Origin of the sequence: Marinobacter sp., assembly GCF_048269445.1 — a bacterium.
Lineage (GTDB): Bacteria > Pseudomonadota > Gammaproteobacteria > Pseudomonadales > Oleiphilaceae > Marinobacter.
On sequence record NZ_JBLXIQ010000007.1, the window covers coordinates 1 to 24,540 of the forward strand.

Annotated in this window: 22 protein-coding genes; 4 read left to right on the plus strand and 18 right to left on the minus strand. The window is 56.1% G+C overall.

What is annotated here, in order from left to right:
• Nucleotides 1–122: 122 nt before the first annotated feature.
• Complete coding sequence (ccoM, locus tag ACN0XM_RS14885) at nucleotides 123–275, minus strand: cytochrome c oxidase subunit CcoM (RefSeq protein ID WP_417567732.1); 153 nt, start codon at nucleotides 273–275, stop codon at nucleotides 123–125.
• A 241-nt stretch (nucleotides 276–516) separates the two neighbouring features.
• On the opposite strand from ccoM, the gene ACN0XM_RS14890 reads away from it, so the two are divergent.
• Genes ACN0XM_RS14890 through pta form a run of 3 tightly spaced genes read left to right on the plus strand, consistent with a single transcriptional unit; the run spans nucleotide 517 to nucleotide 6,342 of the window.
• Nucleotides 517–2,928, plus strand: coding sequence for an EAL domain-containing protein (locus ACN0XM_RS14890; RefSeq protein WP_417567733.1), 2,412 nt, complete (start codon nucleotides 517–519; stop codon nucleotides 2,926–2,928).
• Nucleotides 2,929–2,955: 27 nt separating this feature from the next.
• Entirely contained in the window at nucleotides 2,956–4,152 is a 1,197-nt protein-coding gene (locus tag ACN0XM_RS14895; protein ID WP_417567734.1) for an acetate/propionate family kinase, read from the plus strand.
• 27 nt (nucleotides 4,153–4,179) lie between these two features.
• Nucleotides 4,180–6,342 carry a phosphate acetyltransferase gene (gene pta / locus ACN0XM_RS14900; protein WP_417567735.1) on the plus strand — a complete coding sequence of 721 codons (2,163 nt, stop codon included), beginning with the start codon at nucleotides 4,180–4,182 and terminating at the stop codon, nucleotides 6,340–6,342.
• 15 nt (nucleotides 6,343–6,357) lie between these two features.
• Here pta and der read toward each other — a convergent pair whose 3' ends face one another.
• The 13 genes from der to trmJ all read right to left on the minus strand — a co-directional run bounded on the left by der (nucleotide 6,358) and on the right by trmJ (nucleotide 19,041).
• Nucleotides 6,358–7,779, minus strand: a complete 1,422-nt coding sequence (gene der / locus ACN0XM_RS14905) for a ribosome biogenesis GTPase Der (RefSeq protein WP_417567736.1) — start codon at nucleotides 7,777–7,779, stop codon at nucleotides 6,358–6,360.
• 9 nt (nucleotides 7,780–7,788) lie between these two features.
• Entirely contained in the window at nucleotides 7,789–8,910 is a 1,122-nt protein-coding gene (bamB, locus tag ACN0XM_RS14910; protein WP_417567958.1) for an outer membrane protein assembly factor BamB, read from the minus strand.
• A 50-nt stretch (nucleotides 8,911–8,960) separates the two neighbouring features.
• The gene (locus ACN0XM_RS14915) at nucleotides 8,961–9,617 is read right to left on the minus strand and encodes a YfgM family protein (RefSeq protein ID WP_417567737.1); all 657 of its coding nucleotides are present in this window, start codon (nucleotides 9,615–9,617) and stop codon (nucleotides 8,961–8,963) included.
• Nucleotides 9,618–9,669: 52 nt separating this feature from the next.
• Entirely contained in the window at nucleotides 9,670–10,950 is a 1,281-nt protein-coding gene (gene hisS / locus ACN0XM_RS14920; protein ID WP_417567738.1) for a histidine--tRNA ligase, read from the minus strand.
• Between the two features lie 50 nt (nucleotides 10,951–11,000).
• Entirely contained in the window at nucleotides 11,001–12,119 is a 1,119-nt protein-coding gene (gene ispG / locus ACN0XM_RS14925; protein WP_417567739.1) for a flavodoxin-dependent (E)-4-hydroxy-3-methylbut-2-enyl-diphosphate synthase, read from the minus strand.
• A gap of 35 nt (nucleotides 12,120–12,154) precedes the next feature.
• Nucleotides 12,155–13,156, minus strand: coding sequence for a RodZ domain-containing protein (locus tag ACN0XM_RS14930; RefSeq protein ID WP_417567740.1), 1,002 nt, complete (start codon nucleotides 13,154–13,156; stop codon nucleotides 12,155–12,157).
• Entirely contained in the window at nucleotides 13,146–13,952 is an 807-nt protein-coding gene (pilW, locus tag ACN0XM_RS14935; protein WP_417567741.1) for a type IV pilus biogenesis/stability protein PilW, read from the minus strand. The genes ACN0XM_RS14930 and pilW overlap by 11 nt, the downstream gene beginning before the upstream one ends.
• 40 nt (nucleotides 13,953–13,992) lie before the next feature.
• A complete protein-coding gene (rlmN, locus tag ACN0XM_RS14940) occupies nucleotides 13,993–15,105 on the minus strand; it encodes a 23S rRNA (adenine(2503)-C(2))-methyltransferase RlmN (RefSeq protein WP_417567742.1) in 1,113 nt (370 codons plus the stop codon).
• Between the two features lie 62 nt (nucleotides 15,106–15,167).
• A complete protein-coding gene (gene ndk, locus ACN0XM_RS14945) occupies nucleotides 15,168–15,596 on the minus strand; it encodes a nucleoside-diphosphate kinase (RefSeq protein WP_417567743.1) in 429 nt (142 codons plus the stop codon).
• Between the two features lie 68 nt (nucleotides 15,597–15,664).
• The gene (locus ACN0XM_RS14950) at nucleotides 15,665–16,813 is read right to left on the minus strand and encodes an IscS subfamily cysteine desulfurase (protein WP_417567744.1); all 1,149 of its coding nucleotides are present in this window, start codon (nucleotides 16,811–16,813) and stop codon (nucleotides 15,665–15,667) included.
• Between the two features lie 22 nt (nucleotides 16,814–16,835).
• A complete protein-coding gene (gene iscR, locus ACN0XM_RS14955) occupies nucleotides 16,836–17,333 on the minus strand; it encodes a Fe-S cluster assembly transcriptional regulator IscR (protein WP_417567745.1) in 498 nt (165 codons plus the stop codon).
• Between the two features lie 78 nt (nucleotides 17,334–17,411).
• Nucleotides 17,412–18,185, minus strand: coding sequence for a serine O-acetyltransferase (gene cysE / locus ACN0XM_RS14960; RefSeq protein ID WP_417567746.1), 774 nt, complete (start codon nucleotides 18,183–18,185; stop codon nucleotides 17,412–17,414).
• The gene (gene trmJ / locus ACN0XM_RS14965; protein ID WP_417567747.1) at nucleotides 18,178–19,041 is read right to left on the minus strand and encodes a tRNA (cytosine(32)/uridine(32)-2'-O)-methyltransferase TrmJ; all 864 of its coding nucleotides are present in this window, start codon (nucleotides 19,039–19,041) and stop codon (nucleotides 18,178–18,180) included. The genes cysE and trmJ overlap by 8 nt, the downstream gene beginning before the upstream one ends.
• Nucleotides 19,042–19,224: 183 nt before the next feature.
• Here trmJ and ACN0XM_RS14970 point away from each other — a divergent pair, with 183 nt between their 5' ends.
• Nucleotides 19,225–20,025, plus strand: coding sequence for an inositol monophosphatase family protein (locus ACN0XM_RS14970; RefSeq protein WP_417567748.1), 801 nt, complete (start codon nucleotides 19,225–19,227; stop codon nucleotides 20,023–20,025).
• Nucleotides 20,026–20,110: 85 nt separating this feature from the next.
• Here ACN0XM_RS14970 and secF read toward each other — a convergent pair whose 3' ends face one another.
• The 4 genes from secF to tgt all read right to left on the minus strand — a co-directional run bounded on the left by secF (nucleotide 20,111) and on the right by tgt (nucleotide 24,540).
• Nucleotides 20,111–21,064, minus strand: coding sequence for a protein translocase subunit SecF (secF, locus tag ACN0XM_RS14975; RefSeq protein WP_417567749.1), 954 nt, complete (start codon nucleotides 21,062–21,064; stop codon nucleotides 20,111–20,113).
• Complete coding sequence (gene secD, locus ACN0XM_RS14980) at nucleotides 21,057–22,931, minus strand: protein translocase subunit SecD (RefSeq protein ID WP_417567750.1); 1,875 nt, start codon at nucleotides 22,929–22,931, stop codon at nucleotides 21,057–21,059. The genes secF and secD overlap by 8 nt, the downstream gene beginning before the upstream one ends.
• Before the next feature lie 95 nt (nucleotides 22,932–23,026).
• Entirely contained in the window at nucleotides 23,027–23,389 is a 363-nt protein-coding gene (gene yajC / locus ACN0XM_RS14985) for a preprotein translocase subunit YajC (protein ID WP_417567751.1), read from the minus strand.
• Nucleotides 23,390–23,418: 29 nt separating this feature from the next.
• On the minus strand, nucleotides 23,419–24,540 hold the full coding sequence (gene tgt, locus ACN0XM_RS14990; protein WP_417567959.1) for a tRNA guanosine(34) transglycosylase Tgt: 1,122 nt from the start codon (nucleotides 24,538–24,540) through the stop codon (nucleotides 23,419–23,421).

Consider the following 24,540-nt stretch of genomic DNA (forward strand, 5'->3'; position numbering starts at 1 on the left):
TCCCCTTCGTCTAGTGGCCTAGGACTCCGCCCTTTCACGGCGGCAACAGGGGTTCGAACCCCCTAGGGGACGCCAATTTTTTTCCTCGATACTCCGGCAGCTCTAATAATTGCCTGGCAGCGTCACACCGGCTTCTGTCCGTGTTTTCCTTCTTTTCTGCTCTGATGTCCGTGGGCCTTCTGATCCCTCATTACGAAGATGCCTACGCCAACGAAAAACCCAACCACCAGCAATACAGTTAAAATGCCTGCGATAACAACGGCGTCCATATACATATCTACTCTCCTTCCCATAGTAAACTTGACTGGATTCAGATTACGCCCGGCATGCCAGCAAGTTATTGATCCAGGTCAACAGAGCAGTTATGGGTCGCGTACGCATAAATACTGAACCACAACACATTTCTCTCGATTTTTCCTGCATTTGCAAGACACCTTAAAGAAACTGCTGCTATAGTCGAAGGCGAAGAGAAATTCTCCGATCTCCTAACCGGTTTGGGTGGCTGAAGTTTACGACATGCCAAAACTGTCGACACGTCTTCAACGTTTTCGCAAAGGCTCCCCCCTGTCCTTCAGGCTGCTGGCCTGGATTATTGTGTTCAGCTCTGCGTTCACCCTGGTCGCCTCGGCCCTGCAGATCTATTCAGACTACCGCAAGGACCTCTCCCAGATTGACAACCGCATGCAGGTCATCGAATCCGGTTATGCCTCCAGCTTGGCGCGGAGTCTGTGGGCTCTGGACCAAAAGCTGCTGCAGACCCAGATGGAGGGTATTCTCAGTCTGCCCGATGTTGTCCACCTTCGGCTCAGGATTGAACCGGATTCGGAGCTGGTCATGGGCGATATTCCTCGAGGAGCAAAAACCACGTCCCATAGTTTCAGCCTGGTTCACCAAGGAGATGAAATGTTCAAACTGGGCGAGCTTACAGTCACTGCGGATCTTGAACGGGTATACGATGAACTGCAGCGTAAAGTCGGGGTCATCCTGCTCACCCAGTTCCTGAAGACCTTCTTTGTTTCGATACTGATAATCTGGATCTTCCAGCATTTCGTGACACGGCATCTGACCACCATGGCGAACTATGCCCGCGATTTTTCTTTGAAGACAACTTCCGAGCCTCTCACCCTCGACCGCCCAAACACCCCCTTAAACCGCACTGACGAGTTGGGCAGGGTCACCGATGCCATCAATCAGCTGCGCGAACGACTGAATGCTGATATGGAGCGACAGCAGAAAGATGCCGCAGAAATCCGAAAATTCTCCAAGGCCATAGAACAAAGCCCCTCTTCCGTTCTGATCTGCGACCGACAGTGGCGTATTGAATTCGCGAATCAGAAGTTCACCCAACTGACAGGTTATGAGGCAAAATCAATTCTGGGCAAACATCCTGGCGCGCTTGCAAAAAGCGATATCGAAAATCGGGAAGGCCTGCACCTGTGGCAATCGATTCGTCTTCAGGTGCAACGCGTCGGGGTGTGGCAAGGGGAAGTGAACAGCGTTCGCCGCAACGGAGAGAGGTTCTGGGAGCAGCTGATTGTCACTCCTATCAAGGATGAGGCCGGCGGCACAACCGGATACCTGATCCTCGGTGAGGACATCAGTATCAGAAAGCGCTATGAGCAGCAACTGCTGCGCCAGGCCAACTACGACATCCTGACCGGTCTGCCCAACCGGATGCTAGCCCTCGATCGCCTGAAGCTTGCATTAGCCCAAGCGCGACGCGAGAGTAGCCTGGTGGGTGTGATGTTTCTGGATCTGGACAACTTCAAGCACATCAATGACACCCTTGGTCACGACGCCGGAGACAATCTGCTGATTGAAGCGGCACGCCGGATCTCCAGTTGCCTACGGGGCACCAGTACGGTTGCTCGCCTTGGGGGCGATGAGTTCCTTGTCATACTGCCTGGCCTGACCGGCCCGGAAGCCTCGTCTCAGGTTGCCGAACGCATTCTCAAGACATTCGCACCGCCCTACATACTGAATGGCCAGGAAGTATTCGTCACCACCAGTATCGGAATTGCAATCTTCCCAACGGACTCCGACAACAGCGGCACGCTGCTGCAGCACGCCGACGCAGCCATGTACCAGGCCAAACATAAGGGCAAAAGCTCCTACGCCCATTTTGCACCCGAAATGACCGAGGTATCTCACGAGCGCCTTAAGATGGAGTCCAGTATGCGGCGGGCCCTGGAGCTAAAGGAATTTGAGCTCTACTTCCAGCCCATCGTGAATACGGATTCGGGCAAACTCTGTGCGGTCGAAGCACTGCTGCGCTGGAATAATCCCGCCATGGGCATGGTGATGCCGGATCGTTTCATTCCTTTAGCGGAGGAAACTGGCCTGATCACACCCATCGGCGAATGGGTTCTCGAGGAGGCTTGCCGGGCGGCAATGGGTTGGAAGCAGGCTACGGGTAAAGACATCGGCATCTCCGTCAATGTCTCCCCCCGCCAGTTCCGGGATCCCGGATTTACCGAGACCGTGATGCATGCGCTCTCGGCTAGTGGCCTGGCGCCGGAACAGCTGGAGCTGGAAATCACCGAACGGCTTATCCTGGACAACTCCATCGAGACAGCGGAAATCCTACGCCAGCTCGACAAAGCCGGCATTCGCTTGTCGGTCGACGATTTTGGAACCGGTTACTCGGCCCTCAGCTATCTGAAGAGCTATCCGTTTGATACCCTGAAAATTGACAAATCCTTTATCCAGGATGTCATGAAGGAGCCAGAAGATGCCTCTCTTGTCCGGGCGATCATCAACATGGCCCATAGCTTGGGCCTGCGGGTCATCGCGGAAGGCGTGGAAGAGGAAGCACAAACCCATTTCCTGAAAAAGGAAAACTGCGACTTCTCCCAGGGGTATTTCTACAGCCGCCCCCTGCCGGCCCCGGAGGTTGACGCCTGGCTCGCCAACAACCATCGAGTTTAGATTCAAAACCGCCGGAACCTCATTTCCATGGAAGATACCGTACTTGTCGTTAACTGTGGCAGCTCCTCACTCAAACTTGCACTGTTTGACGGCAAACACCGGAAACTGGCATCAGCCATCGCCGAACGCCTCAACCAGACAGATGCGTTTGCCCGCATTGACAGCGATGAGCAGAACATTCCTCTGAAGCCGGGCGCACCCCATGATGAGGCTCTCGAAGCGCTGATCGGGGCATTCCGGGAACGCAAAGTGATGACATCCCTGCCGGTAGCCATAGGCCACCGGGTGGTGCATGGCGGAGAAACCTTTCGCGAAGCGGCCCTTATCGACGAAGGCGTAGTCAGCGCCATTGAAGACTGTGCCGGACTTGCCCCCCTCCACAACCCGGTCAACCTTTCAGGCATCAGGGCTACCCTCGCTCTGTTTCCTGGTATTCCCCAGGCGGCGGTATTCGATACGGCATTTCACCAGACTCTGCCAAAACGGGCGTTCCTGTATGCCCTTCCGGAAGCCTGGTACCGGAATTGGGGGGTGCGCCGCTACGGGTTTCATGGCACCAGCCACGCCTTTATGGCCGTTGAAGCAGCCCGCTTGCTGGGCAAGACCCCGGCAACCACGTCTGTCATTTCTGCACATCTGGGCAATGGTTGCAGCATTGCCGCCATCCGGGATGGCCTCAGCGTGGATACCAGCATGGGCCTGACTCCCCTTGAAGGTCTTGTCATGGGCACCCGGAGTGGCGACGTGGACCCGGGCCTTTTTGATTTTCTGCGTAGCAAGGGCGTTGCTGCCGACGAGGTTCATCGGGTTCTTAACCAGGAAAGTGGTTTGCTCGGCCTGTCCGGTCAGACTAATGACATGCGCTCGTTGTGCCAGCTCGCCGACCACGGCCATGAACCCTCTCAAACGGCGATTGATGTTTTCTGCTTCCGCCTGGCCAGATATATTGGCGCCATGATGGCGTCGCTCAGGCATCTGGATGCCCTGGTTTTCACCGGGGGCATCGGTGAGAACAGTGCTCGGGTACGGCAGGAAACCATTAGCCATTTACGCCTAATGGGTTTTGAACTCAGCGAGGATCTTAACAAGCACCATGGTGAAATCAGTGACGGCCGGATTGACAGTTCCGGATCCCGGTTCCCGGTAATGGTAATTCCCACCAACGAGGAGCTGGTTATTGCGCGGGAGGCCTCAAGGCTTGCCAGCACAGCAGATCCGGCCTGACCACGACATATTACCAGGAACACGATAATGGCAAAGAGTCTCTTTATTGCACCCACATCCCTGGACTCCGGCCTGACCTCCGTTTGCCTCGGGCTGTTGCGTGCCCTTGAACGGGTTGGCGTCAGCGTCGGCTTCTATAAACCCTTCTGCCAATCCGTCCATCGTGCAGAATCCATGCATAACGACGGCCAGGATTCGTCAGTGGCCTTTGTCCGGGCCAGCAGCCACCTGAATCCACCGGATCCGATTCCCTTAAAGGAAGCCCAGCAACTGCTCAACCGGGGCAAATCGGACTTCCTGCTCGAAAGAGTGGTGGGCGAATACCAGAAAGTCTCCCGTGACGTCGACGTCATCATCATCGAAGGACTGGTACCCGACCGGAGCGAAGCCTATATCGCACGGCTGAATGTAGAAGTTGCCCGCAACCTTGGCTCTGATGTGATCCTGGTCAGCACACCCAAAACCCTCGATGCCCGGCAAATGGATGAGGAGCTGGATTTTTCCTCGCGCCTGTTTGCCAACCCGAGCGATCCTGATGTAATCGGCGTCATCCTTAACAAGGTTGGCGAACCGGAGCAGTCGGGGCTCGAACCCCGCCCCAATAACACTCACCCCACTAAGGCTACCCTCGATTATCGAAACCAGTGCAAGGTGTTCAGTGAAGGCAGGTTCCGCCTGATTGCCGAGATACCCTGGCAGCCGGGACTTCTTGCGCCGAGGGTCTCCGACATTGTCCGGGAACTAGGGCTGCCGGTGTTGAACGAAGGCCAGATGCACACCCGGCGGGTTCAGAAGGTCTCAGTGTGCGCACGAAGCATCCGGAACATGACCGAAACACTCAGACCGGGCACCCTGATGGTGACGCCCGGCGATCGCGAAGACATTGTTGTAACAACGGCCGTCGCTGCACTCAACGGGGTGCCACTTGCGGGCTTGCTGCTCACTGGGGGTCTCATGCCAGACCAACGGGTGATTGATCTGTGCCACCGGGCCCTCGATACTGGCTTGCCGGTTCTCGGGTCCGATGCCAATACCTATGAGTCAGCCCACATGCTGGCAAACCTGTCATCGGCCATTCCCATTGATGATCCGGACCGCATCGAAAAGGCCATGGAAGCGGTCGCCACCCGCATAGACACCGACTGGCTGCAGCAGCACCTCAAGGTCCAACGCCAGCGCCGGCTTTCGCCTCCGGCTTTTCGCTATCAGCTTTCAGAGCGTGCCCGTGCGGCCAACAAGCGAATTGTCCTGCCGGAAGGTAGCGAGCCGCGGACCGTTCAAGCGGCCATTGTCTGCCACCGCCGGAAACTGGCTCGCTGCGCCCTGATCGGGAAGGCATCGGAAATCCGTCGGGTTGCCGACTCCCAGGGCCTGGAGCTGCCGGAGGATATCGAGATTATCGATCCGTCAGAAGTGCGACAGCGCTACGTAGGGCCAATGGTAGAGCTGCGAAAACACAAGGGACTGACTCCGGATATGGCCGAAGCAATGCTCGAAGACAACGTTGTCCTTGGCACCATGATGGTGGCTCTGGACGAGGCTGACGGTCTGGTTTCCGGCGCCATTCACACCACCGCCAACACCGTTCGTCCCGCACTGCAGCTGATCAAGACTCACGACCACGCGAAAGTCGTGTCATCGGTGTTCTTCATGTTGCTTCCCCAACAGGTAGTGGTGTATGGAGACTGTGCCATCAACCCGGACCCAAATGCCGAGGAGCTGGCAGATATTGCCATTCAGAGCGCCGAATCGGCCGAAGCCTTCGGCATCGAGCCTGTGGTCGCCATGATCAGCTACAGTACCGGCGAATCAGGAAGCGGTCAGGATGTCGACAAGGTAAGAGAGGCCACCCGGATTGCCCGCGAGCGCAGACCGGATCTTCTGATCGACGGGCCCTTGCAGTACGACGCCGCCGCGATAGAGAGTGTAGCCAGGAGCAAGGCCCCTGACAGCAAAGTGGCGGGCAAGGCCACGGTGTTTGTTTTCCCGGATCTGAACACCGGGAACACCACCTATAAAGCGGTTCAGCGCAGCGCAAATGTCGTCAGTATTGGCCCGATGCTGCAGGGCCTTCGGAAACCGGTCAACGATCTCTCCAGAGGCGCACTGGTCGAAGACATTGTCTTTACCATCGCGCTGACTGCGGTGCAGGCAAAACAGGTTGAAAACTCCGGGCTGAACGGAAGCTGAGGCTCCATCCCGGAATCAGCGCTTGAGACTCTTCTGGCGCTTTTTCTTGGGGCTGGGACCCTGCTTTTGGTCATTATCCTTTTTGACCTTCTGGCGCGGCGTCAGCCGATCAACCTTGCTGGCAAAGGGGTTTTCCCCGGCCCGGAACTCAAACCGTATGGGCGAGCCGGTGACCTTCAGCACTTTTCGGAAGGTGTTTTCGAGATAGCGCTTGTAAGAGCCTGGCAGCGCGTCCACCTGATTCCCATGAACAACGATGACCGGCGGATTTGAGCCCCCCTGGTGAGCGTACCGGAGTTTGATTCGCCGCCCCTGAACCATCGGCGGCTGATGCTGGGCAATGGCATCCTGCAGTATGGCGGTCAGGCGATTGGTCGGCCACTTGGCCATGGCCGAGTCGTAGCAGGCTTCGACCGATTCGTACATAACGCCAACGCCGGACCCGTGTAGTGCGGAGATATAGTGCTTGTCAGCGTAATCGAGAAAATCGAGGCGACGCTTAACCTGCTCCTTCACCTTGGCCCGGTCTTCCGGGTCCATACCGTCCCATTTGTTCACTGCGATGACCAATGAGCGGCCGGCGTCAAGTACAAAGCCGATCAGGTGAAGATCCTGATCCACCAGTCCCTGCCGGGCATCAATCACCAAAATCACCACGTGGGCATCATCAATGGCCTGCAGCGTTTTGATAATGGAGAATTTCTCGACCACTTCGCTGACGTTCTTGCGTCGGCGAACACCGGCGGTGTCGATCAGTGTGTACTGTTTGCCCTGGCGTTCATAGGGGACGTACACACTGTCCCGGGTCGTGCCCGGCATGTCGAAAACAACCACCCGGTCCTCGCCAAGCATACGGTTCACCAGGGTTGACTTGCCCACGTTCGGACGCCCTACCACACCGATACGAATGCCAGGATAACGATCAGCCCGGTCCTCTTCTTCCCTGTCCTCTTCGGACGGCAACAGAATCTCCAGCATTGACCGGATACCCCGGTTGTGGGATGCGGCAATCAGGAAAGTGGATTCGAAGCCCAGGCTGTAAAAATCAGCGGCCGCAATGTCCGGATCCTGGCCATCGGTCTTGTTTACGACCAGGTGGGCCCGTTTACCGGAACGGCGCATTTGATCAGCAATTAATTCATCACCTGCCGTAAGCCCCGCACGGCCATCGACCAGAAACAGGACAATATCGGCTTCTTCCACGGCCTGCATGGACTGCCGAGCCATCTCGAGATCAAGACCCTGCTCGTCACCAGTTAGTCCGCCGGTATCAATAACGATGAAGCGCTGCCCGTCGTAGCTGCCCTCACCGTATTTGCGATCGCGGGTTAGGCCTGGAAAGTCCGCCACCAGGGCATCCCTGGAGCGGGTCATTTGGTTGAACAAGGTCGATTTGCCAACGTTGGGACGTCCGACAAGGGCAATTACTGGGGTCATAATAGGTGATTAATCCTGCGGCTGAACCTGGAATATGGCCATCTTTCCGCTGTTGCCAAAAACCAGCAGGTTACCATTGGCTAGCCGCTGGGCCGGTACGCGGATACCCTCATCATCAAACTCAAGCTGACCGACCAGTCTGCCATCCTCACGATCGAGGGCGTGCAGATAACCTTCATAGTCGCCGACCACCAGGTAGTCTTCGTAGACCATTGGCTGAGTCAGTTGGCGCCACGCGAGACGATCCTGCGTCCACAGCTCCTTGCGGTCAGAGCCACGAAGGGCAACCACTTCCCCATTTGCGGATGCAAGGTATATGTCACCCCCGCCGATCATGGGCGAGTGGAGGCTCGACGCTTCCCGGCTCCAGATCTCCTGCCCCGTGGGGATATCAACCAGCGCCAGCTTGCCTTGGTAACCTACCGCCAACACAGCTGTTTCGATCACCAGTGGCTGGCCCGCGACATCTACCAGCCGCTCAAGCTCGGTACGCCCTTCCGGCTGGCCAAGCTCATATTGCCACAGGGGCTGACCGGAGTCCGCAGCCAGTGCAATCAATTTGCCATTGGCAAACGAAGCGATAACCACGTCACCACCCACCAGGGGTGCCGCAGCTGCCCTGATCGAAAGCACAGGAACCGAGCCATCATACTGCCAGCGCTTTTCGCCATCCGCGGCACTGAAACTAAGCACCTTGCCATCAATGGTCTGGGCAACCACAAGTGAACCATTTGACTGGGGTGCAGAGAGCACCTCCGTCGGCAGTGACTGCCGCCAGATTTCAGAGCCATCTTCCCGGGAAAGCGCGACCAGTTCGGCATTCTGAGTGGTGAGGTAGATCTGTTCACCGTCACCGCCGAGGCCGGAGAAAACTCGATCATCCAGCTCGCTTTCCCAGATCACCTTGCCGGATTCCGGGTCAACGGCATACAACTCGCCGTCGGCCGAGGCGGCAAAAATACGGTCACCCGCGTTCAGGGGCGCAAGGTAAAGGAAATCGCCATCATGCCCATCGCCGACCGACATGCTCCAAACCCTTTCAAACTCGGCGGTCGCCTCGATGTCTGGCACCGGAAGGGGCTGCTCAAAGGTGTCGGTGGTACTGCAGCCGGACAGCCCGCCAAAGATCATAAGCCCAATGAGCAATCCGCGGTTCAGCAAGCTGTTGCGGAAGCCCGGCATCAGGCGTCCTCCCCGACACCAAGGTCGGCCAGTTTCAGTTCCAATACACCGTTTCTTCCCTGCTGGCTCTGCTCACGGGCAGCAAGGTAGGCCTCCCGGGCCCCCTCGCGGTTGCCTTGGGCCAAAAGAATATCACCACGAAGTTCGGAATAAATGGCGTCGAAAGCATCGGCACTGCCCGCCGCATCAATTGTTGAGATTGCTTCGTTATACTGGCCGGCAGAAAACTGCGCCCGGGCAAGACGATTACGGACAACCAGCGCCAGGGCCCTGTTTTCACCGGTCTTTTCCAGTGCCCATTTGAGAGAATCAATGGCCGCCTCGGCATCGGCTTCATCCATCAGTTGCTGACGAGCAAGAATCAGATTGCCATATACCGCATAGGCGCTATCCGTGTGGTCTTCGCGCAGTGTTTTGGCCACAAAGGCAACAGTTTCACCTCTGGTTTCATCGGCCTGGTTGCTGAAGGCATTGAGGAGGTTGGCAAACTGGTTGGCCGCTTCAGTCCGCTGCTGCGCCTGGTGGTTTTGCCAGGCCTGCCAGCCAAATACGATGGCCAGGGCGGCGGCAATACCGATAAGCAGGGAGCTGCCATTTCTCTTCCACCAGTCCTTGATCGCCTGGATCTGTTCTTCTTCGGTACGCAACTCAGCCATGGGGACTCCTGTAGTCGTATTTTTGCTTTTATATTGTGAAATTTGATTAGATTCAGTTGGCCAGGGCCTTCGCCAGTGCGGAGGCAAGTTCGCCCTGGGAAATCTCGATCTGGGGTTCATCGGCCCGCATGGGCTTCAGCCCCACAGTACCGTTGGCAATCTCGTTCTCCCCGAGAATCACCGTGTACTTCGCACCACTGCGATCGGCTTTTTTCATCTGGCTCTTGAAGCTGCCGCCACCGCAATGGGAGACAATCACTTTATCTGGCAAGGCCGCTCGCAGCTTTTCAGCGAGCACCAGTGCCGGCGCCAGCGCCCCGTCACCCATTGCCGTAACGTAGACATCGGCGTCGCTGTTAACGTAACCGGGAACCAGATCCAGAGTTTCAAGGAGGAGAATAAGACGCTCAAGACCCATTGCAAAGCCAACCGCAACGGTTGGCTTTCCACCGAGCTGCTCAACCAGACCATCATACCGGCCCCCGGCACACACGGTGCCCTGGGCGCCAAGGCTGTCGGTAATCCATTCAAAAACCGTCTTGCCGTAGTAATCGAGGCCACGAACCAGCGCCGGGTTTACGGAATAGCGAACACCCGCTGCATCCAGTAACGCTTTCAGGTGCTCAAAATGATCCCTGGATTCGTCGTCCAGGAAATCGTCCAGGCCTGGTGCTCCCTCAAGGATCTTGCGGGTTGACGGATCTTTGCTGTCGAGAATACGCAATGGATTGGTTCCCAGCCGCCGCTGGCTATCCGCATCCAGCTCCGCCTTGAACTGGCCAAGGTAGTCGACCAGTGCCGAACGATAGACCCTGCGGGATTCGGAAGTGCCTATGGAATTGATCTCCAGGCGCGTGTGCTCGGTAAGACCCAGTTCTCTCCAGAGCCTGGCCGTCAGAATCAGCAACTCGGCATCGATATCCGGACCGCTCATGCCAAAGCATTCCACGCCAATCTGGTGAAACTGGCGGTACCGGCCCTTCTGTGGGCGTTCGTGCCGGAACATCGGGCCGGTGTACCAGAGCCGCCGGGTCTGGTTAAACAGCAGACCGTGCTCTTCCGCCGCCCGCACACAGCCGGCTGTGCCTTCGGGGCGCAGGGTAAGGCTGTCTCCATTGCGGTCCTCGAAGGTATACATTTCCTTTTCGACAATGTCTGTCACTTCACCGATGGATCGTTTGAACAGGTCTGTCTGCTCAACGATAGGCATGCGAATTTCCTGATAGCCGTACTGGGCCAGTACTCTGCGTACCGTGGATTCCACAAACTGCCATATGGGCGTCTGCTCCGGCAGGATATCGTTCATCCCGCGAATTGCCTGAATCTTAGCCAATTTAAACCCTTAACTGTGTCTGGATGTTTATGCCTGAAAACGGAATTGGATCAATGGTCGGAACGGACAATGATCGACTCTTCCAGCTCCTTGCGACGCGCCACCTCTTCACGAATCAGGCGCTCCAGATCGTCAGTCAGTGTGGCATTCTCCAGTTTCTGGTTAGGTTTGCCCGCCATGTAAAACAGGTTTTTCGGGCTTCCGCCAGTCAGGCCGATATCTGCAACCTTGGCTTCTCCGGGACCGTTAACAATACAACCGATAATGGCCACATCCAGTGAGGTGTTTACATCCTCAAGCCGCGCCTCCAGATCGTTCATGGTCTGGATGACATCAAAGTTCTGGCGGGAACAGCTGGGGCAGGCAATAAAGTTGATGCCCCGGCTCCGCAGACGGAGGCTCTTGAGAATATCGAAACCAACCTTGATTTCCTGAACCGGGTCCGCCGCCAGTGACACGCGGATAGTGTCGCCAATCCCATCCATCAGCAGCATTCCCAGGCCGATGGAGGACTTTACCGTTCCTGAACGGAAACCGCCGGCCTCGGTGATGCCAAGGTGAAGCGGCTGCTCAATCTGCGACGCAATCTTCCTGTAAGCCGCCACCGTCATAAACACTTCCGACGCTTTCAGGCTAACTTTGTAATCCTGGAAGTCATGACGATCCAGAATATCAATGTGGCGCATGGCGGACTCCACCAGGGCATCCGGCGTCGGCTCTCCGTATTTGCGCTGAAGGGATTTCTCAAGGGAACCGGCGTTCACACCGATACGGATTGGAATATTTCCGTCCCTCGCCGCGCTGATAACCGCACTTACACGATCATCGCGGCCGATATTGCCCGGGTTGATGCGTAGGCAATCCACACCAAGCTCCGCAACCCGCAACGCGATCTTGTAATCGAAGTGGATATCGGCCACCAGTGGTAGCGACACCTGCTCACGAATCTTGCCGAACGCCTCAGCTGCGTCCATGGACGGCACTGAGACCCTTACGATGTCTGCACCTGCCTCCTGCAACGCCCGGATCTGGCCTACCGTAGCGTCAACGTCACAGGTGTTGGTGTTGGTCATACTCTGCACCGCGATCGGCGCATCGCCACCTACAGGAACGTTGCCCACCATGATCTGGCGGGATTTGCGTCTGATAATCGGGGAATCCTGTTTCATGTCTTACTGACCGATATGGAAAATGTGATCGAAATTCAGATTGTCAGGGAAAACTCTGACCGGTTGTTGACGACCCGGTAGCCATCGAGATCGAGCGGTTCGCCCTGGAAACGGATGGATTCAACGGCGTCAACGGCACCAATGACAACCTTCAGCGGTGCCTGGCCGGACACGTCAATTTTGTCTCCGTTCCGCTGAAGGGAATTCACCAGCCGATTCCCGGTCGCATCACTCACCTGAACCCAGCAATCATCGATGAAACTGATCTGCAGCCGGGCAACATCAGTGACCTCCGCCAGTCCGGAGCGGTTTTCCAGAACCGGATCCGGAGTCTGCACCACCGTCGGAACCTGTTCCATCAGAGCCTCCGGCGAAGTTTCCCCAGCAGTCAGATTCTCGCTATCCCGCTCATCGGGTTCCGCAACAGAGCCCGGCTGCTCTGAGGCAATACCTTCTTCGGAATAGGGACCTGCCAGATTATCCTCCTGATCCCTAACCGAAACCTCCAGATTAGCATCAGTTGATTCCTCCGGCACCGGCGCTTCTGCATTTTCACTCTGGCCCTCGAGGGCTTCAGGTGCTGAGATTGCCTCTGGCTGTTCCCCGCCCGTTTCCGGTTCCGGCATCAGGAAGGCCAGCGTCAGATAACCGGCAATACCAAGAATCACCAGGAAGAACAGTGTCTTGGCCAGCTGCCGCTTCCGCCGCCTGCGACGTTCAATATCAACCAGCGGGTTGGCCTCATGCTCCTGCTCCCGTTGCTGACGGATCGGCTCCAGTTCCTGGTCAAGACCCGCAATCACCGCGTCGGCGTCCAACCCTACCTGTTTTGCGTAAGCCCTGACATAACCTTTCAGAAAGAGTTCACTGTCAATCTGACTGTAATCGCCGGACTCGATAGCCTGAATCACCGACGGTCGAAGATGCTGCGCCCCGGCCACATCGCTGACATTCAAGCCAGACGCTTCTCGCGCCTTTTGAAGCTGCTGGCCAACGGGCTCTGTCATCGCTGGCTTTGAATTTTCATCAGTTGCCATTAGAAATCAGCACCTTATATTGTTGGTATTCCACCGACTCCGGAAAATTATTTCTGAGCTGAAGCGCCAGACTCCCTTCCTGGTCACCGTTATTGAAATAATGGGCAATGCGGATACCGGTGAACAGACTCTCTGCTGAATGGGTGAGGCGTGGGTTCCGCTGCATCATGGATGTCAGCCGCGAGTAATATCCGGCGGCGTTCTCATAGTTGCCCAACTCGACCGACACCCGCGCGAGCGCCAACAGAGGACGCGCATCGCCTCTCATCAGCTCTACCGCTCGCCGGTAAGAAGTAGACGCCGGTTCCAGTTTACCAAGCCTCTCCTGGGTCATGCCCAGGTTAAAAAACACCGAGCCTCGATCCTCATACCCGGTATCCCTTGAAGCTGCAAGAAACTGATCCCTGGCGTCGTCCATGCGACCATGACCAAAAAGAAAAGCACCATAATAGACCCGTGCGCGAGTGTACCCCGGATCCTCGGAGATGGACTTTTTGAAATTTCGTTCTGCCAGCTCGGGCTCACCCTCAGCGTTGTAAATCAATCCCATAGCGGCCCTTGCGGCCGGGTCGTCCGCGTCAAGCTTGAGGGCCCGGTCGAGGTGATGGCGAGCACGCTCAAGATTGCCTTGTCCAATGTAGGCGGTGGAAAGCTTCACATAATTGTCAATGGCTTCCTGGCGGTCTGCTTCCCGGGAAAACCGACTGTCTGTGGTAGTGACACAGCCTGTGACAAGCAGGGTGCACAGCATAATGGCCAACAGTGAAAAACGTCGGTTTGCTGATTTATCTGTCACAGTCTCCCCTTCCTCGATCGGGCTATTTTAGGTTCCGGGCTCAGGGATTAACCTGCTGAACCTGAATGTACCGCTGGCTCCGGCGTGTTCTGTCTTCGACTTTTCCCACAAGCTGCCCACATGCGGCATCAATGTCGTCACCACGAGTGGTTCTGATTGTTGCGACGTAACCCGCCTCATTAAGAACAGTCTGGAACCGGCGAGTTGCGTTCATACTCGGGCGGCGGAAATCGCTTTCCGGAAAGGGGTTGAATGGAATCAGATTGATCTTGCATGGCAGATCCCGCAAAAGCTCGGCAAGCTCCCGAGCATGTTCCGGCTGATCATTCATCCCTTCAATCACAGTGTATTCAATAGTCGCTTTACGCTTCTCTGGCAGCCGGGCAAAGTACCTCTTGGTGGCAGCGAGCAATTCTGCGATCGGGTACTTTTTATTTAATGGAACCAGTTTGTTACGCAGCTCATCATTCGGGGCATGCAACGAAATGGCCAGTGAAACATCGGTAACTTCCGCCAGGCGATCGATCGCGGGAACAACGCCTGAGGTACTGAGGGTTACCCGGCGTTTGGAGATCCCATAGGCCAGATCCTCCATCATCAGGTTCATCGCATCAACCACGTTGTCGAAGTTAAGCAGGGGCTCGCCCATGCCCATCATCACAACATTGGTAATGGGCCGGTCCGGTCCGGGCTCGAACGGCATGAAGGCTTTCCGGGCCACCCACACCTGACCGATAACTTCGGCCGCCGTGAGGTTACGGTTAAAGCCTCGCTTGCCCGTGGAGCAGAACGTACAATCCAGACTGCAACCGATCTGGGACGAAACGCAAAGCGTGCCCCGCTCGCCATCGGGGATCAGAACGGTCTCGACATTGTTGCCATTATCCATGCGCATCACCCACTTACGGGTGCCGTCTTTGGATGTCTCATCGTAAACCACTTCAGGGCCACGGATTTCTGACACGTCTTTCAGCTTTTCCCGTAACGCCTTGCTCATATTGGTCATTTGATCGAAGTCATCAGCGCCACGCTGATGAATCCACTGCAAAACCTGAGTGGCACGAAAACGCTTTTCCCCCAGGGATTCAAAGAAAGCTTCAAGTTTTGCTTTCGGCATACCCAGAAGATTGGTTTTTTCAGCGGCCGCTGTCATTTCATAACCTCGATCAGATAACCAATTCGGAGGCGACCGAATAGTCGCCCCCGATCAACGCATCAGCCCCGCGGGCAGATTTCGTTGTCATTAAAGAAATAAGCGATTTCGCGCTCGGCGGAAGCCGCGGAATCAGAGCCGTGAACGGCATTGGCATCGATGGACGATGCAAAATCAGCACGGATGGTGCCAGCTTCGGCTTCCTTCGGGTTAGTCGCACCCATCAGATCACGGTTCTTCAGGATGGCGCCTTCGCCTTCAAGAGCTTGAACAACAACTGGACCAGAGGTCATGAAAGCAACCAGATCGTTGAAGAAAGGACGCTCTTTGTGCTCGGCGTAGAAACCTTCCGCCTGCTCCTGGGTCAGGTGCATCATTTTGGCAGCCACAATCTGCAGGCCAGCCTTCTCAAAGCGGCTGTAGATTTCGCCGATCACATTTTTCGCTACCGCGTCGGGCTTGATAATAGAGAGCGTGCGCTCAGTTGCCATGGTCTTTCTCCAGTTCGTTTATGGTTAAAAATCTGGCCTGCGATTATACGCAGTCCGGGGCAAACTTCCTACCGCACTGCACGGAGGCGGCTAACAACATCAACAATTTGCGAACTGGCAAAGGCGACTTCCTCTTCCGTTGTAAATCGGCCAATGGAAAAACGCAGTGCACGATGGGCCTGCTCATCACTCAATCCAATGCCCCGGAGTACATAGGAAGGTTCTATGGTGGCCGAAGCACAGGCCGATCCGGAAGACACCGCCAGATCCCGCAACCCCAGCATCAGCGACTCCGCCTCAACACCTTCGAAAGAAAGGTTCACAATGCCGGGTACACGCCGGGACTCGCTTCCATTCAAACTCACACCTGGTAAAAGCTTCAGACCGCCCAGGAAGGATTCACGCAGCGCTTCCAGCTTTCGCACTTCACTCTCAAGCCCCGACAGGGCAATCGCGAATGCCTTTCCCATTCCGACAATCTGATGAGTGGGCAGAGTCCCGGAGCGCATCCCCCGCTCATGGCCGCCACCATGAATCTGGGCTTCGATGCGAACATCCGGAGAGCGCCTGACATAAAGTGCACCCACGCCCTTGGGCCCGTATACCTTGTGCCCGGAAAGTGCCAATAGATCCACCGGCATCGACGTAACATTGACGGCTATTTTGCCAGCCGCCTGGGCTGCATCGACATGAAACATTACACCCCGCTTCCGCAACTCGGAGCCAATGGTCGCGATGTCCGTGATGGTTCCAAGTTCGTTATTCACCAGCATCAGGCTAACCAGCACGGTGTTGTCCCTGAGGGCATCTACCACCTGCTGACTATCAATACTGCCATCTGGCGCGGGGTCCAGCCAGGTGACTTCAGTGCCGTGCTGCTCCAGCCACTTGCAGGTATCGAGAACGGCCTTGTGCTCGATTTTCGACGTCACTATGTGGACATTCTGACGGCCAGCCACAGCTCCCTTGATCGCCAGGTTATCCGATTCCGTGGCACCGGAGGTCCAGACGATTTCCCGGGGATCCGCATGAATCAGGCTGGCGACCTGTTTTCTCGAAGCCTCGACTGCCGCTTCTGCCTGCCAGCCAAAGGCGTGGGAACGGGAAGCGGGATTGCCAAACACACCATCCAGCGTCAGGTACTTCACCATTTCATCGGCGACAGAAGGATCAACGGGCGTCGTGGCCGCGTAGTCCAGATATACGGGCTTTTTCATGGTTTCCAGGAGTTTGTTGGTATCAGGCCGGCGCCTGGTCAGACAGGCGTTCGGTATTGATTGTTTCAGAGCCGTTGTCAGATTGACGGCGGTTCTGCCGGTCCGCAACCTGGCGGATTTCGTGCTTAGTCATCAGGTCTCCGAGACTGATCTCACTTAGAAACTGATGAATCTGATCACTCAGATCAGACCAGAGATGGTGGGTCAGGCATTTCTCACCGTTCTGGCAATCGCCCTTGTTGCCGCAGCGCGTGGTATCCAGTGATTCACTGACGGCATCTACGACTTCGGCGATATAGACGTCAGCAGCGGGGCGGCTGAGCCGATAGCCTCCACCAGGACCGCGGATGCTGGTAACCAGTTTCTGGCGACGGAGACGGGAGAAAAGCTGTTCCAGGTAGGACAAAGAGATTTCCTGACGGGCCGAAATGTCGGCAAGACTCACCGGCCCCTGGTCTCCGTGCAGAGCCAGATCAAGCATTGCCGTAACGGCATAGCGGCCTTTAGTGGTCAACTTCATAGTTGTCAGCCCCGTGACGGGAGTGAATCTCGAAATGCAGAGCCGAGTATGAATTGACCCACTAATTCAGTCAAGTATTCAGCTCCGCGTGTCACTTTCATCGCGCACGCAGTCAAAATCCTCGTCATGCAGTGGTGGCAGCTCCCCGTTCTGATATTCGCTGTTCACCTTTCGGATGGCCTTGCACATATTCTCGATACGGTCATCCACGGCGTGCATGTGGTCAAGCAGCGATCGCATGGCCCGGGCGACCGGATCCGGCATCTCTTCGGTAACCCCGTAGGCATCAAAGCCCATGCGCTCTTCCATTTCCTTGCGACGAACATCGTCCTCGTGTTGGCGTTTAACGATAACGCGGCCGGGTATACCAACAACCGTTGCCCCGGCAGGGACCGCTTTGGTAACCACCGAATTGGAGCCGATCTTGGCACCCTCACCCACCTCGAAAGGACCGAGGATTTTGGCGCCGGCGCCAACCACCACACTGTTGCCAATGGTGGGATGACGCTTGCCCTTGTTCCAGCTGGTGCCTCCAAGTGTAACGCCCTGGTAAAGCGTTACGTCATCGCCTATCACAGTGGTTTCGCCAATGACCACCCCCATGCCGTGATCGATGAAAAAGCGGCGTCCGATGGTCGCTCCGGGGTGAATTTCAATCCCGGTCAGCCAGCGAGCGATGGTCGAAATGGTGCGCGCCAACCACTTAAGCCCGAGGCTCCAGAGCCAATGCGAAAAGCGATGAAAAAGCAGTGCATGCAAACCGGGGTAGTTAGTGAGCACCTCAAAGGTGTTCCGGGCTGCAGGATCCCGATGAAAAACGCTGTTAATGTCTTCCCGCAAACGCTCAAACATGGCCATTGTCCTGTCCCGTCGCCTTACTATCGGCCTCGGTTGCTTTACTGTTGCCCCGGGCGCCCACTGCCTTCTGTACGGCAGTTAGAATGCCCCGGAGAATATTGATTTCCATCTGATCAAGTTTGGCGCGCTGGAACAGTCGTCGCAAGCGTGTCATCAACTGCCTGGGGTTCTCTAGTCGATGAAAATCCACATCAATCAGCATTTGCTCAAGGTGCCCGAAGAAACCTTCCACATCCTCAACCTTGGCCGGCGGCACATCCCAACCCTCGTCCCCGGGCCGGGCCATCGACTTAAGGTATGGGCTGCCCGCCCCGCCTTCAAGGCTGCGCAGGTAATACATCCGCAATTCATAACACATAACCTGCACCGCCATTGCCAGGTTCAGTGAGCTGTAATCTGGATTGGAGGGTATGTGGATGTGGTAATGGCAGCGCTGCAGCTCGTCATTACTCAAGCCATGGTTCTCCCGGCCGAACACCAGGGCAACCGGACCGTCTTGAGCATGCCCGGCTGCAGCTGCGGCGGCCTGTGGCGGCGCACAAACCGGCCAGGGCACCTTTCTTCCGCGGGCGCTTGTACCCATCACCAGCACACAATCCGCCAACGCCTCATCCAGCGACGAAACCACCTGCGCACTGTCCAGAACATCCGATGCGCCCGCTGCACGGGCATAGGAGGTCTCATCCGGAAAAGTGCATGGATTAACTAACCAGAGATTACTCAGCCCCATATTCTTCATGGCCCGGGCGACAGCACCAATGTTGCCCGAATGGGAGGTCTCTACCAGAACAATCCGGATCTGATCCTGAAATGTCTCTGTCCCTTCCTGTGGAAGTGCGCTTTTGTGCATTGTAAGCAGGCCCAAGGTTATTGATCAGGGCGGCAATGATATCAGAAACCACCGGCACCCTGCCCCTTCGCAGAACCCGTAACTTGTGGTTATCCGTGGTATTGCTGAGTCAAAAAACATACAAGCGGGGTGATCTTTTGCTATCATACTCGGCCTTCACACACCCGGATAATGATCACTCAGATGCAACCAGCTATTAAAATGGCCCTGCGCGTCGCGCGTCAGGGGTCTGATTATCTGAAAGCCCATTTCGAGCGCCAGGAACCCACCGGCAAAGACGCCTCAGAACGCCGCCTCCAGCTGGAGCGGGTTGAGCAGTCAATTTACGACAATTTCGCCGAGCAGCTCGAAAAGGCCTACAAGGACCACAGCATCGCCCCTCTGAACGAAGCGAATGCCGGCACCAGCGAGAAGAGCTGGCATATTTTCCCGGTTCTGGGGCGTGAAAACTTTCTCAGGGGCATCCCTGAATTTGCCCTGGCCCTTGCCCAGAAAAAGAATAACCGTGTTGAGAACCTGCTTCTGGTGAACCCCGTGACTGGCGAAGAATACTCTGCCAGCCGCGGTCACGGCGCCGCCCTGAATAGTCGACGGGTGCGCGCATCGGAAGTCAAACACACACAAAACGCAGCCGTTGCTACCAACCTGCTCGACCAGGCACGCAAGAGTGAAGATCCTTTGCTCTGGGGTGAAATGGCAGCCGTTATTGCGCGGGATTCCGGCATGTTCCGAACCTCAGGCTGCGTGGTACTCGATATCGCTCGCGTATCTGCCGGGCTTATGGACGTCGCAATCATTTTCCGTCCGGAAGCTGGAGAACTTGATCTCGGTGTCACGCTGGCAATGGAATCCGGCGCATTGACAGGCGACTTCTCAGGCAATCCTTCCACCGGCAACGCACGCCAGCTGGTGGTAGCCAACCCGAAACTGTTCCGCGAAGTCCTTAAAGTGCTTCACCCGTTCCGGGGACGCCTGCCCCGCTGAGGCTTCGGACTCTTCGGGACATAAAAAAACCGCCAACATCATGTGGCGGTTTTTTTATGTCTGCACTCTGCAGGGATGGGGAAACCTACATCCGGTTCAGCCACTCCGGCGGCTGCTCTTCCTCTTCCGCATCCGCTGCACCTTCCTTCGGCGGTATGATCAGGTCTTCACGGGAAACACCCATCACCATCAGGAGGTTGGCAGACACGTATATCGACGAGTAGGTACCGACTACAACACCGATAATCAGAGCAAGCGCGAAGTTGTTGATCGCCTCACCACCCAGAAAGTACAACGCCAGCAACACCACCAAAGTGGTTCCCGAAGTATTGATTGTCCGGGCGATGGTCTGGTGAATGGACTCGTTAATAATGTCCCAGGGCTCCCCCACCCGCATCTTCCGGAAGTTCTCGCGAATTCGGTCCGCCACAACAATGGTATCGTTCAGCGAGTAACCGATAATCGCCAGAAGAGCCGCCAGAACGGTAAGATCAAAGGTCCATTGGAACAGCGCAAAGACACCCAAAACGATAATCACATCGTGCGCCAGGGGCAAAACGGAGGCAATGCCGAACTTGAACTGAAAGCGCATGCCGACGTAAATAAGCACTACCGCCAGCGCGATCAGCAAACCAAGACCACTGTCTTCCTTGAGCTGCTCGCCCACCTGAGAGCCGACGAACTCGGAACTGATCAGTTCAAGCCTAACTCCGCCGGCTTGCAATGTGCGGGTGACTTCCGGTGCAAGCTGGTCGTTGCCCGCCTCAGCCATCCGAACCAGCACAATGGTGTCAGAGCCGAAATTCTGCACGGAAAACTGCTCGTAACCCGCGGCGTCAAGTCTGGAGCGAACTTCATCGAGCTGCGGCGGCTCCGCATACTCGAATTCCACCGACGTACCGCCAGTGAAGTCCATTCCAAGATTCAAACCACGGGTAGCCAACAGAGCAACGGACACCAGGATAAGCGCGATCGAGACGACGGAAGCAATCTTCCGAAACCCCATAAAATCAAACGGTTGTTTCTGATCATCAGACATTGGCGAGCTTTCCTCCGATCGACAGTTTCTCGACCCTTCGGCCGCCATAAACCAGGTTTACAATACTCCGACTGACCATCAGGCCGCAGAACATTGATGTCAGGATACCGATACACAATGTTATCGCGAAGCCTTTGACCGGTCCTGAGCCCATGGCAAACAGAATAACAGCCACTAGCAGCGTAGTGATATTGGCATCAAATATGGAAACGAATGCCCGGGAGTAGCCCGAGTTAATAGCGGTCTGAGGCGGAGCGCCGGCCTTGAGCTCCTCCTTTATCCGCTCAAAGATAAGAACATTGGCATCCACCGCCATACCGACGGTTAGAACGATACCGGCAATACCTGGCAAGGTAAGCGTGGCTGACAGAATGGACATGCACGCAATCAGCAACATCAGGTTCAGGGACAGTGAAACGTTGGCAACCATACCGAATCCGCGGTAGTAGGCCAGCATGTACAGCATTACCAGGCCAAAACCGAGCAAAACGGACATCATCCCGGCATCAATATTTTTCTGCCCGAGGCTTGGCCCTATGGTTCGCTCCTGAACGAAATACATGGGGGCGGCAAGCGCACCGGCTCGCAACAGAAGCGCGAGCTCCGCAGCCTCAGGGATTGAGTCCAGGCCGGTTATGCGGAAGCTGCTCCCAAGAGCAGACTGAACTGTGGCCAGGCTGATAATACCTTTCTCCACAATGCGGTTTTCAAATTCCTTTGGCTCACCGTTGACCGTGCGGGTTTCGGTCTCTGTGCGATACTCGATAAAGAGTACCGCCATCCTGCGACCGATCGCGTTACGGGTGGCCCGATTCATCAGGTCGCCGCCAACCGAATCCATGGTGATGTTGACCTGGGGCTGACCATTCTCATCAAAGGCCTGCTGGGCATTAGCCACGTTATTGCCCGTGGCAATCACGTCCCGCTCAAGCCGTGCGGTTCGCTGCGGCTGGTCGCGGAAACCGAACTCTTCCGTTTCACCGGCCGGCGCATCCGGACGGGCTTCCATCCGGAATTCGAGGTTCGCCGTGGCACCAAGAACCCGCTTGGCCTGGGCGGTATCCTGTACGCCCGGAAGTTCGACAATGATTCGATCATTACCCTGCTGCTGAACCAGCGGCTCGGCCACGCCCAGCTCGTTTACCCGATTCCGGATAGTTGTAAGGTTTTGCTCGAGAGCGTAATCCTGAATGGACTGGACCTCAGCTTCGGACAACGTCAGCTCCAGCAGATATTCATCCCCTTCGGTCTGCTCATCCAGCAAAAACTCATTGTACTGGCCACGGATCAGGTCGAAGGCTTCCGCACGGGAGGCTTCATCCCGGAAGGTGAGAACAATTTTACGGCCGTTCGCGAGATCACCGCCGCGATAACGGATGCGCGCTTCCCGCAATTCCCGTTTGATTTGCCCGGACATTGCCTCAAGGCGCTGGCCTACCGCCGTTTCCATGTCCACTTCAAGGAGGAAGTGCACACCACCGCGCAGATCAAGGCCGAGCTTCATCGGACCTGCCCCGAGGCTTCTCAGCCAATCGGGCGTGGAAGCTGCCATATTCAGGGCAACCAGATATTCATTACCCAGAGCGGCCTGCACAAGGGGGCGGGCCCGCAACTGGTCATCAGAACTGGTCAGGCGGATCAAAGCATCCCGATCCTGAAGAGTACTGCTTTTCACCTTAATTCCCTGACTCTCAAGAACGCTAACGCCCCTGTCGAGCACTCCGGCATTCACTTCGGTGCTGCTGCGCGCGCCGGTAATCTGGATGGCGTAGTCATCAGGAAAAAGGTTGGGCAAAGCGTAGATAAAACCGATCACAAGCGCGACCAGGATAACCAGGTTTTTCCAAAGCGGATACTTGTTCAGCATGGGATCCCTTGTAGCCGGCCAATGGGCCGGCCTTGGTGTTTCAGCCAGGAGGATTCAGTCCGGCCACCTGCGATGGCCGGCTAAGTGGCCCTCGCTCAGATATCCTTGAGCGTACCCTTGGGCAGGGCTGCGGCAACAGCGACTTTCTGGACCTTGATTTCGACATTGTCGGCAATTTCAACAACGATGAAATCGTCGGTTACCTTGGTGATCTTGCCGGCAACACCACCGGAAGTCACAATTTCATCACCCTTGTTCAGGCCAGACATCAGGGCCTTATGCTCTTTCGCACGCTTGGACTGCGGGCGCCAGATCAGGAAGTAGAAAATCAGGATAAAGCCGGCGAAAAAGATCACCTGGCCCATAACGCCCATTCCCGTTGCAGCTGGGTCCTGAGCCATGGCCAGTGCAGGCATCAGCGCCATCAGGCCGGCAACGAGCATTTTAATTGATTTCATTGAATATCTCCGTTGGTTAAGCGAATAGATCAAACAGTGCCCAGCGGCGGAACTGTCTCTCCGCGCAAAGCATAGAAGTCGGTTACAAAGTCCGACAATGTACCTGCTTCAATGGCCCCACGCAATCCGGCCATAAGGTTCTGGTAGAACCGGAGGTTATGAATCGTGTTCAGCTGGGCCCCCAGCATTTCTCCACATTTATCCAGATGATGCAGATAACTTCTCGAAAATTTCTGGCAAGTGTAACAGTCACAACGCTCATCAAGCGGCACGGTGTCATGACGGTGCCTGGCATTGCGGATCTTGACGATGCCAGTGGAGGTAAAAAGGTAGCCATTTCTGGCATTGCGGGTCGGCATAACGCAGTCAAACATATCGACTCCGCGCCGCACTGCCTCAACGATATCCTCAGGCCGGCCGACCCCCATCAGGTACCTGGGCTTGTCTTCCGGCATTCTGGGCGGAAGATGGTCCAGAATCCTGATCATGTCTTCCTTTGGCTCGCCAACGGAAAGACCACCAATGGCATAGCCATCAAAACCAATGCCTGTCAGACCGTCCAGGGAACGGTCCCGCAGGCCCTCATACATGCCGCCCTGAACGATACCGAACAGTGCCGCTGGGTTACCCTTATGGGCATCCTTGCTGCGCTCTGCCCAGCGCAGGGATAGCTCCATGGAGTCTTTGGCCTGTTGCTCTGTTGCAGGATACGGGGTGCACTCATCAAAAATCATGACTATGTCCGAGCCCAGATCCCGCTGAACCCGAATGGCGATCTCCGGAGACAACTCCACGGGAGAGCCGTCGACCGGTGAGCGGAAGGTAACACCCTCTTCCGTAATCTTGCGCATTTCACCCAGGCTGAATACCTGGAAGCCACCGGAGTCGGTCAGGATCGGCCCGTGCCACTGGGTGAAATCGTGCAAATCGCCATGAGCCTTGACCACCTCCGTACCCGGGCGGAGCATCAGGTGAAAGGTGTTGCCCAGAATTATTTCTGCGCCAACCTCATGGATGTCCCGCGGCAACATACCTTTAACAGTCCCATAGGTTCCCACCGGCATGAATGCAGGCGTTTCAACCGTGCCCCGCGGAAAGGTCAGCCGGCCACGGCGGGCACGGCCATCTTCACCAAGCTTCTCGAACGACAT

Bases quoted from the DNA above. Each gene is read 5' to 3' on its own strand.
- yajC (WP_417567751.1), bottom strand. From the start codon at position 23,389: ATGAAATCAATTAAAATGCTCGTTGCCGGCCTGATGGCGCTGATGCCT.
- bamB (WP_417567958.1), bottom strand. From the start codon at position 8,910: ATGATCTTTGGCGGGCTGTCCGGCTGCAGTACCACCGACACCTTTGAG.
- iscR (WP_417567745.1), bottom strand. From the start codon at position 17,333: ATGAAGTTGACCACTAAAGGCCGCTATGCCGTTACGGCAATGCTTGAT.
- ACN0XM_RS14915 (WP_417567737.1), bottom strand. From the start codon at position 9,617: ATGGCTGAGTTGCGTACCGAAGAAGAACAGATCCAGGCGATCAAGGAC.
- ACN0XM_RS14890 (WP_417567733.1), top strand. From the start codon at position 517: ATGCCAAAACTGTCGACACGTCTTCAACGTTTTCGCAAAGGCTCCCCC.
- rlmN (WP_417567742.1), bottom strand. From the start codon at position 15,105: ATGACAGCGGCCGCTGAAAAAACCAATCTTCTGGGTATGCCGAAAGCA.
- pta (WP_417567735.1), top strand. From the start codon at position 4,180: ATGGCAAAGAGTCTCTTTATTGCACCCACATCCCTGGACTCCGGCCTG.
- secF (WP_417567749.1), bottom strand. From the start codon at position 21,064: ATGTCTGATGATCAGAAACAACCGTTTGATTTTATGGGGTTTCGGAAG.
- ndk (WP_417567743.1), bottom strand. From the start codon at position 15,596: ATGGCAACTGAGCGCACGCTCTCTATTATCAAGCCCGACGCGGTAGCG.
- ACN0XM_RS14930 (WP_417567740.1), bottom strand. From the start codon at position 13,156: ATGGCAACTGATGAAAATTCAAAGCCAGCGATGACAGAGCCCGTTGGC.
- trmJ (WP_417567747.1), bottom strand. From the start codon at position 19,041: ATGCACAAAAGCGCACTTCCACAGGAAGGGACAGAGACATTTCAGGAT.
- ACN0XM_RS14950 (WP_417567744.1), bottom strand. From the start codon at position 16,813: ATGAAAAAGCCCGTATATCTGGACTACGCGGCCACGACGCCCGTTGAT.
- ACN0XM_RS14970 (WP_417567748.1), top strand. From the start codon at position 19,225: ATGCAACCAGCTATTAAAATGGCCCTGCGCGTCGCGCGTCAGGGGTCT.
- ACN0XM_RS14895 (WP_417567734.1), top strand. From the start codon at position 2,956: ATGGAAGATACCGTACTTGTCGTTAACTGTGGCAGCTCCTCACTCAAA.
- ispG (WP_417567739.1), bottom strand. From the start codon at position 12,119: ATGAAACAGGATTCCCCGATTATCAGACGCAAATCCCGCCAGATCATG.
- ccoM (WP_417567732.1), bottom strand. From the start codon at position 275: ATGTATATGGACGCCGTTGTTATCGCAGGCATTTTAACTGTATTGCTG.
- tgt (WP_417567959.1), bottom strand. From the start codon at position 24,540: ATGTCGTTCGAGAAGCTTGGTGAAGATGGCCGTGCCCGCCGTGGCCGG.
- secD (WP_417567750.1), bottom strand. From the start codon at position 22,931: ATGCTGAACAAGTATCCGCTTTGGAAAAACCTGGTTATCCTGGTCGCG.
- cysE (WP_417567746.1), bottom strand. From the start codon at position 18,185: ATGTTTGAGCGTTTGCGGGAAGACATTAACAGCGTTTTTCATCGGGAT.
- der (WP_417567736.1), bottom strand. From the start codon at position 7,779: ATGACCCCAGTAATTGCCCTTGTCGGACGTCCCAACGTTGGCAAATCG.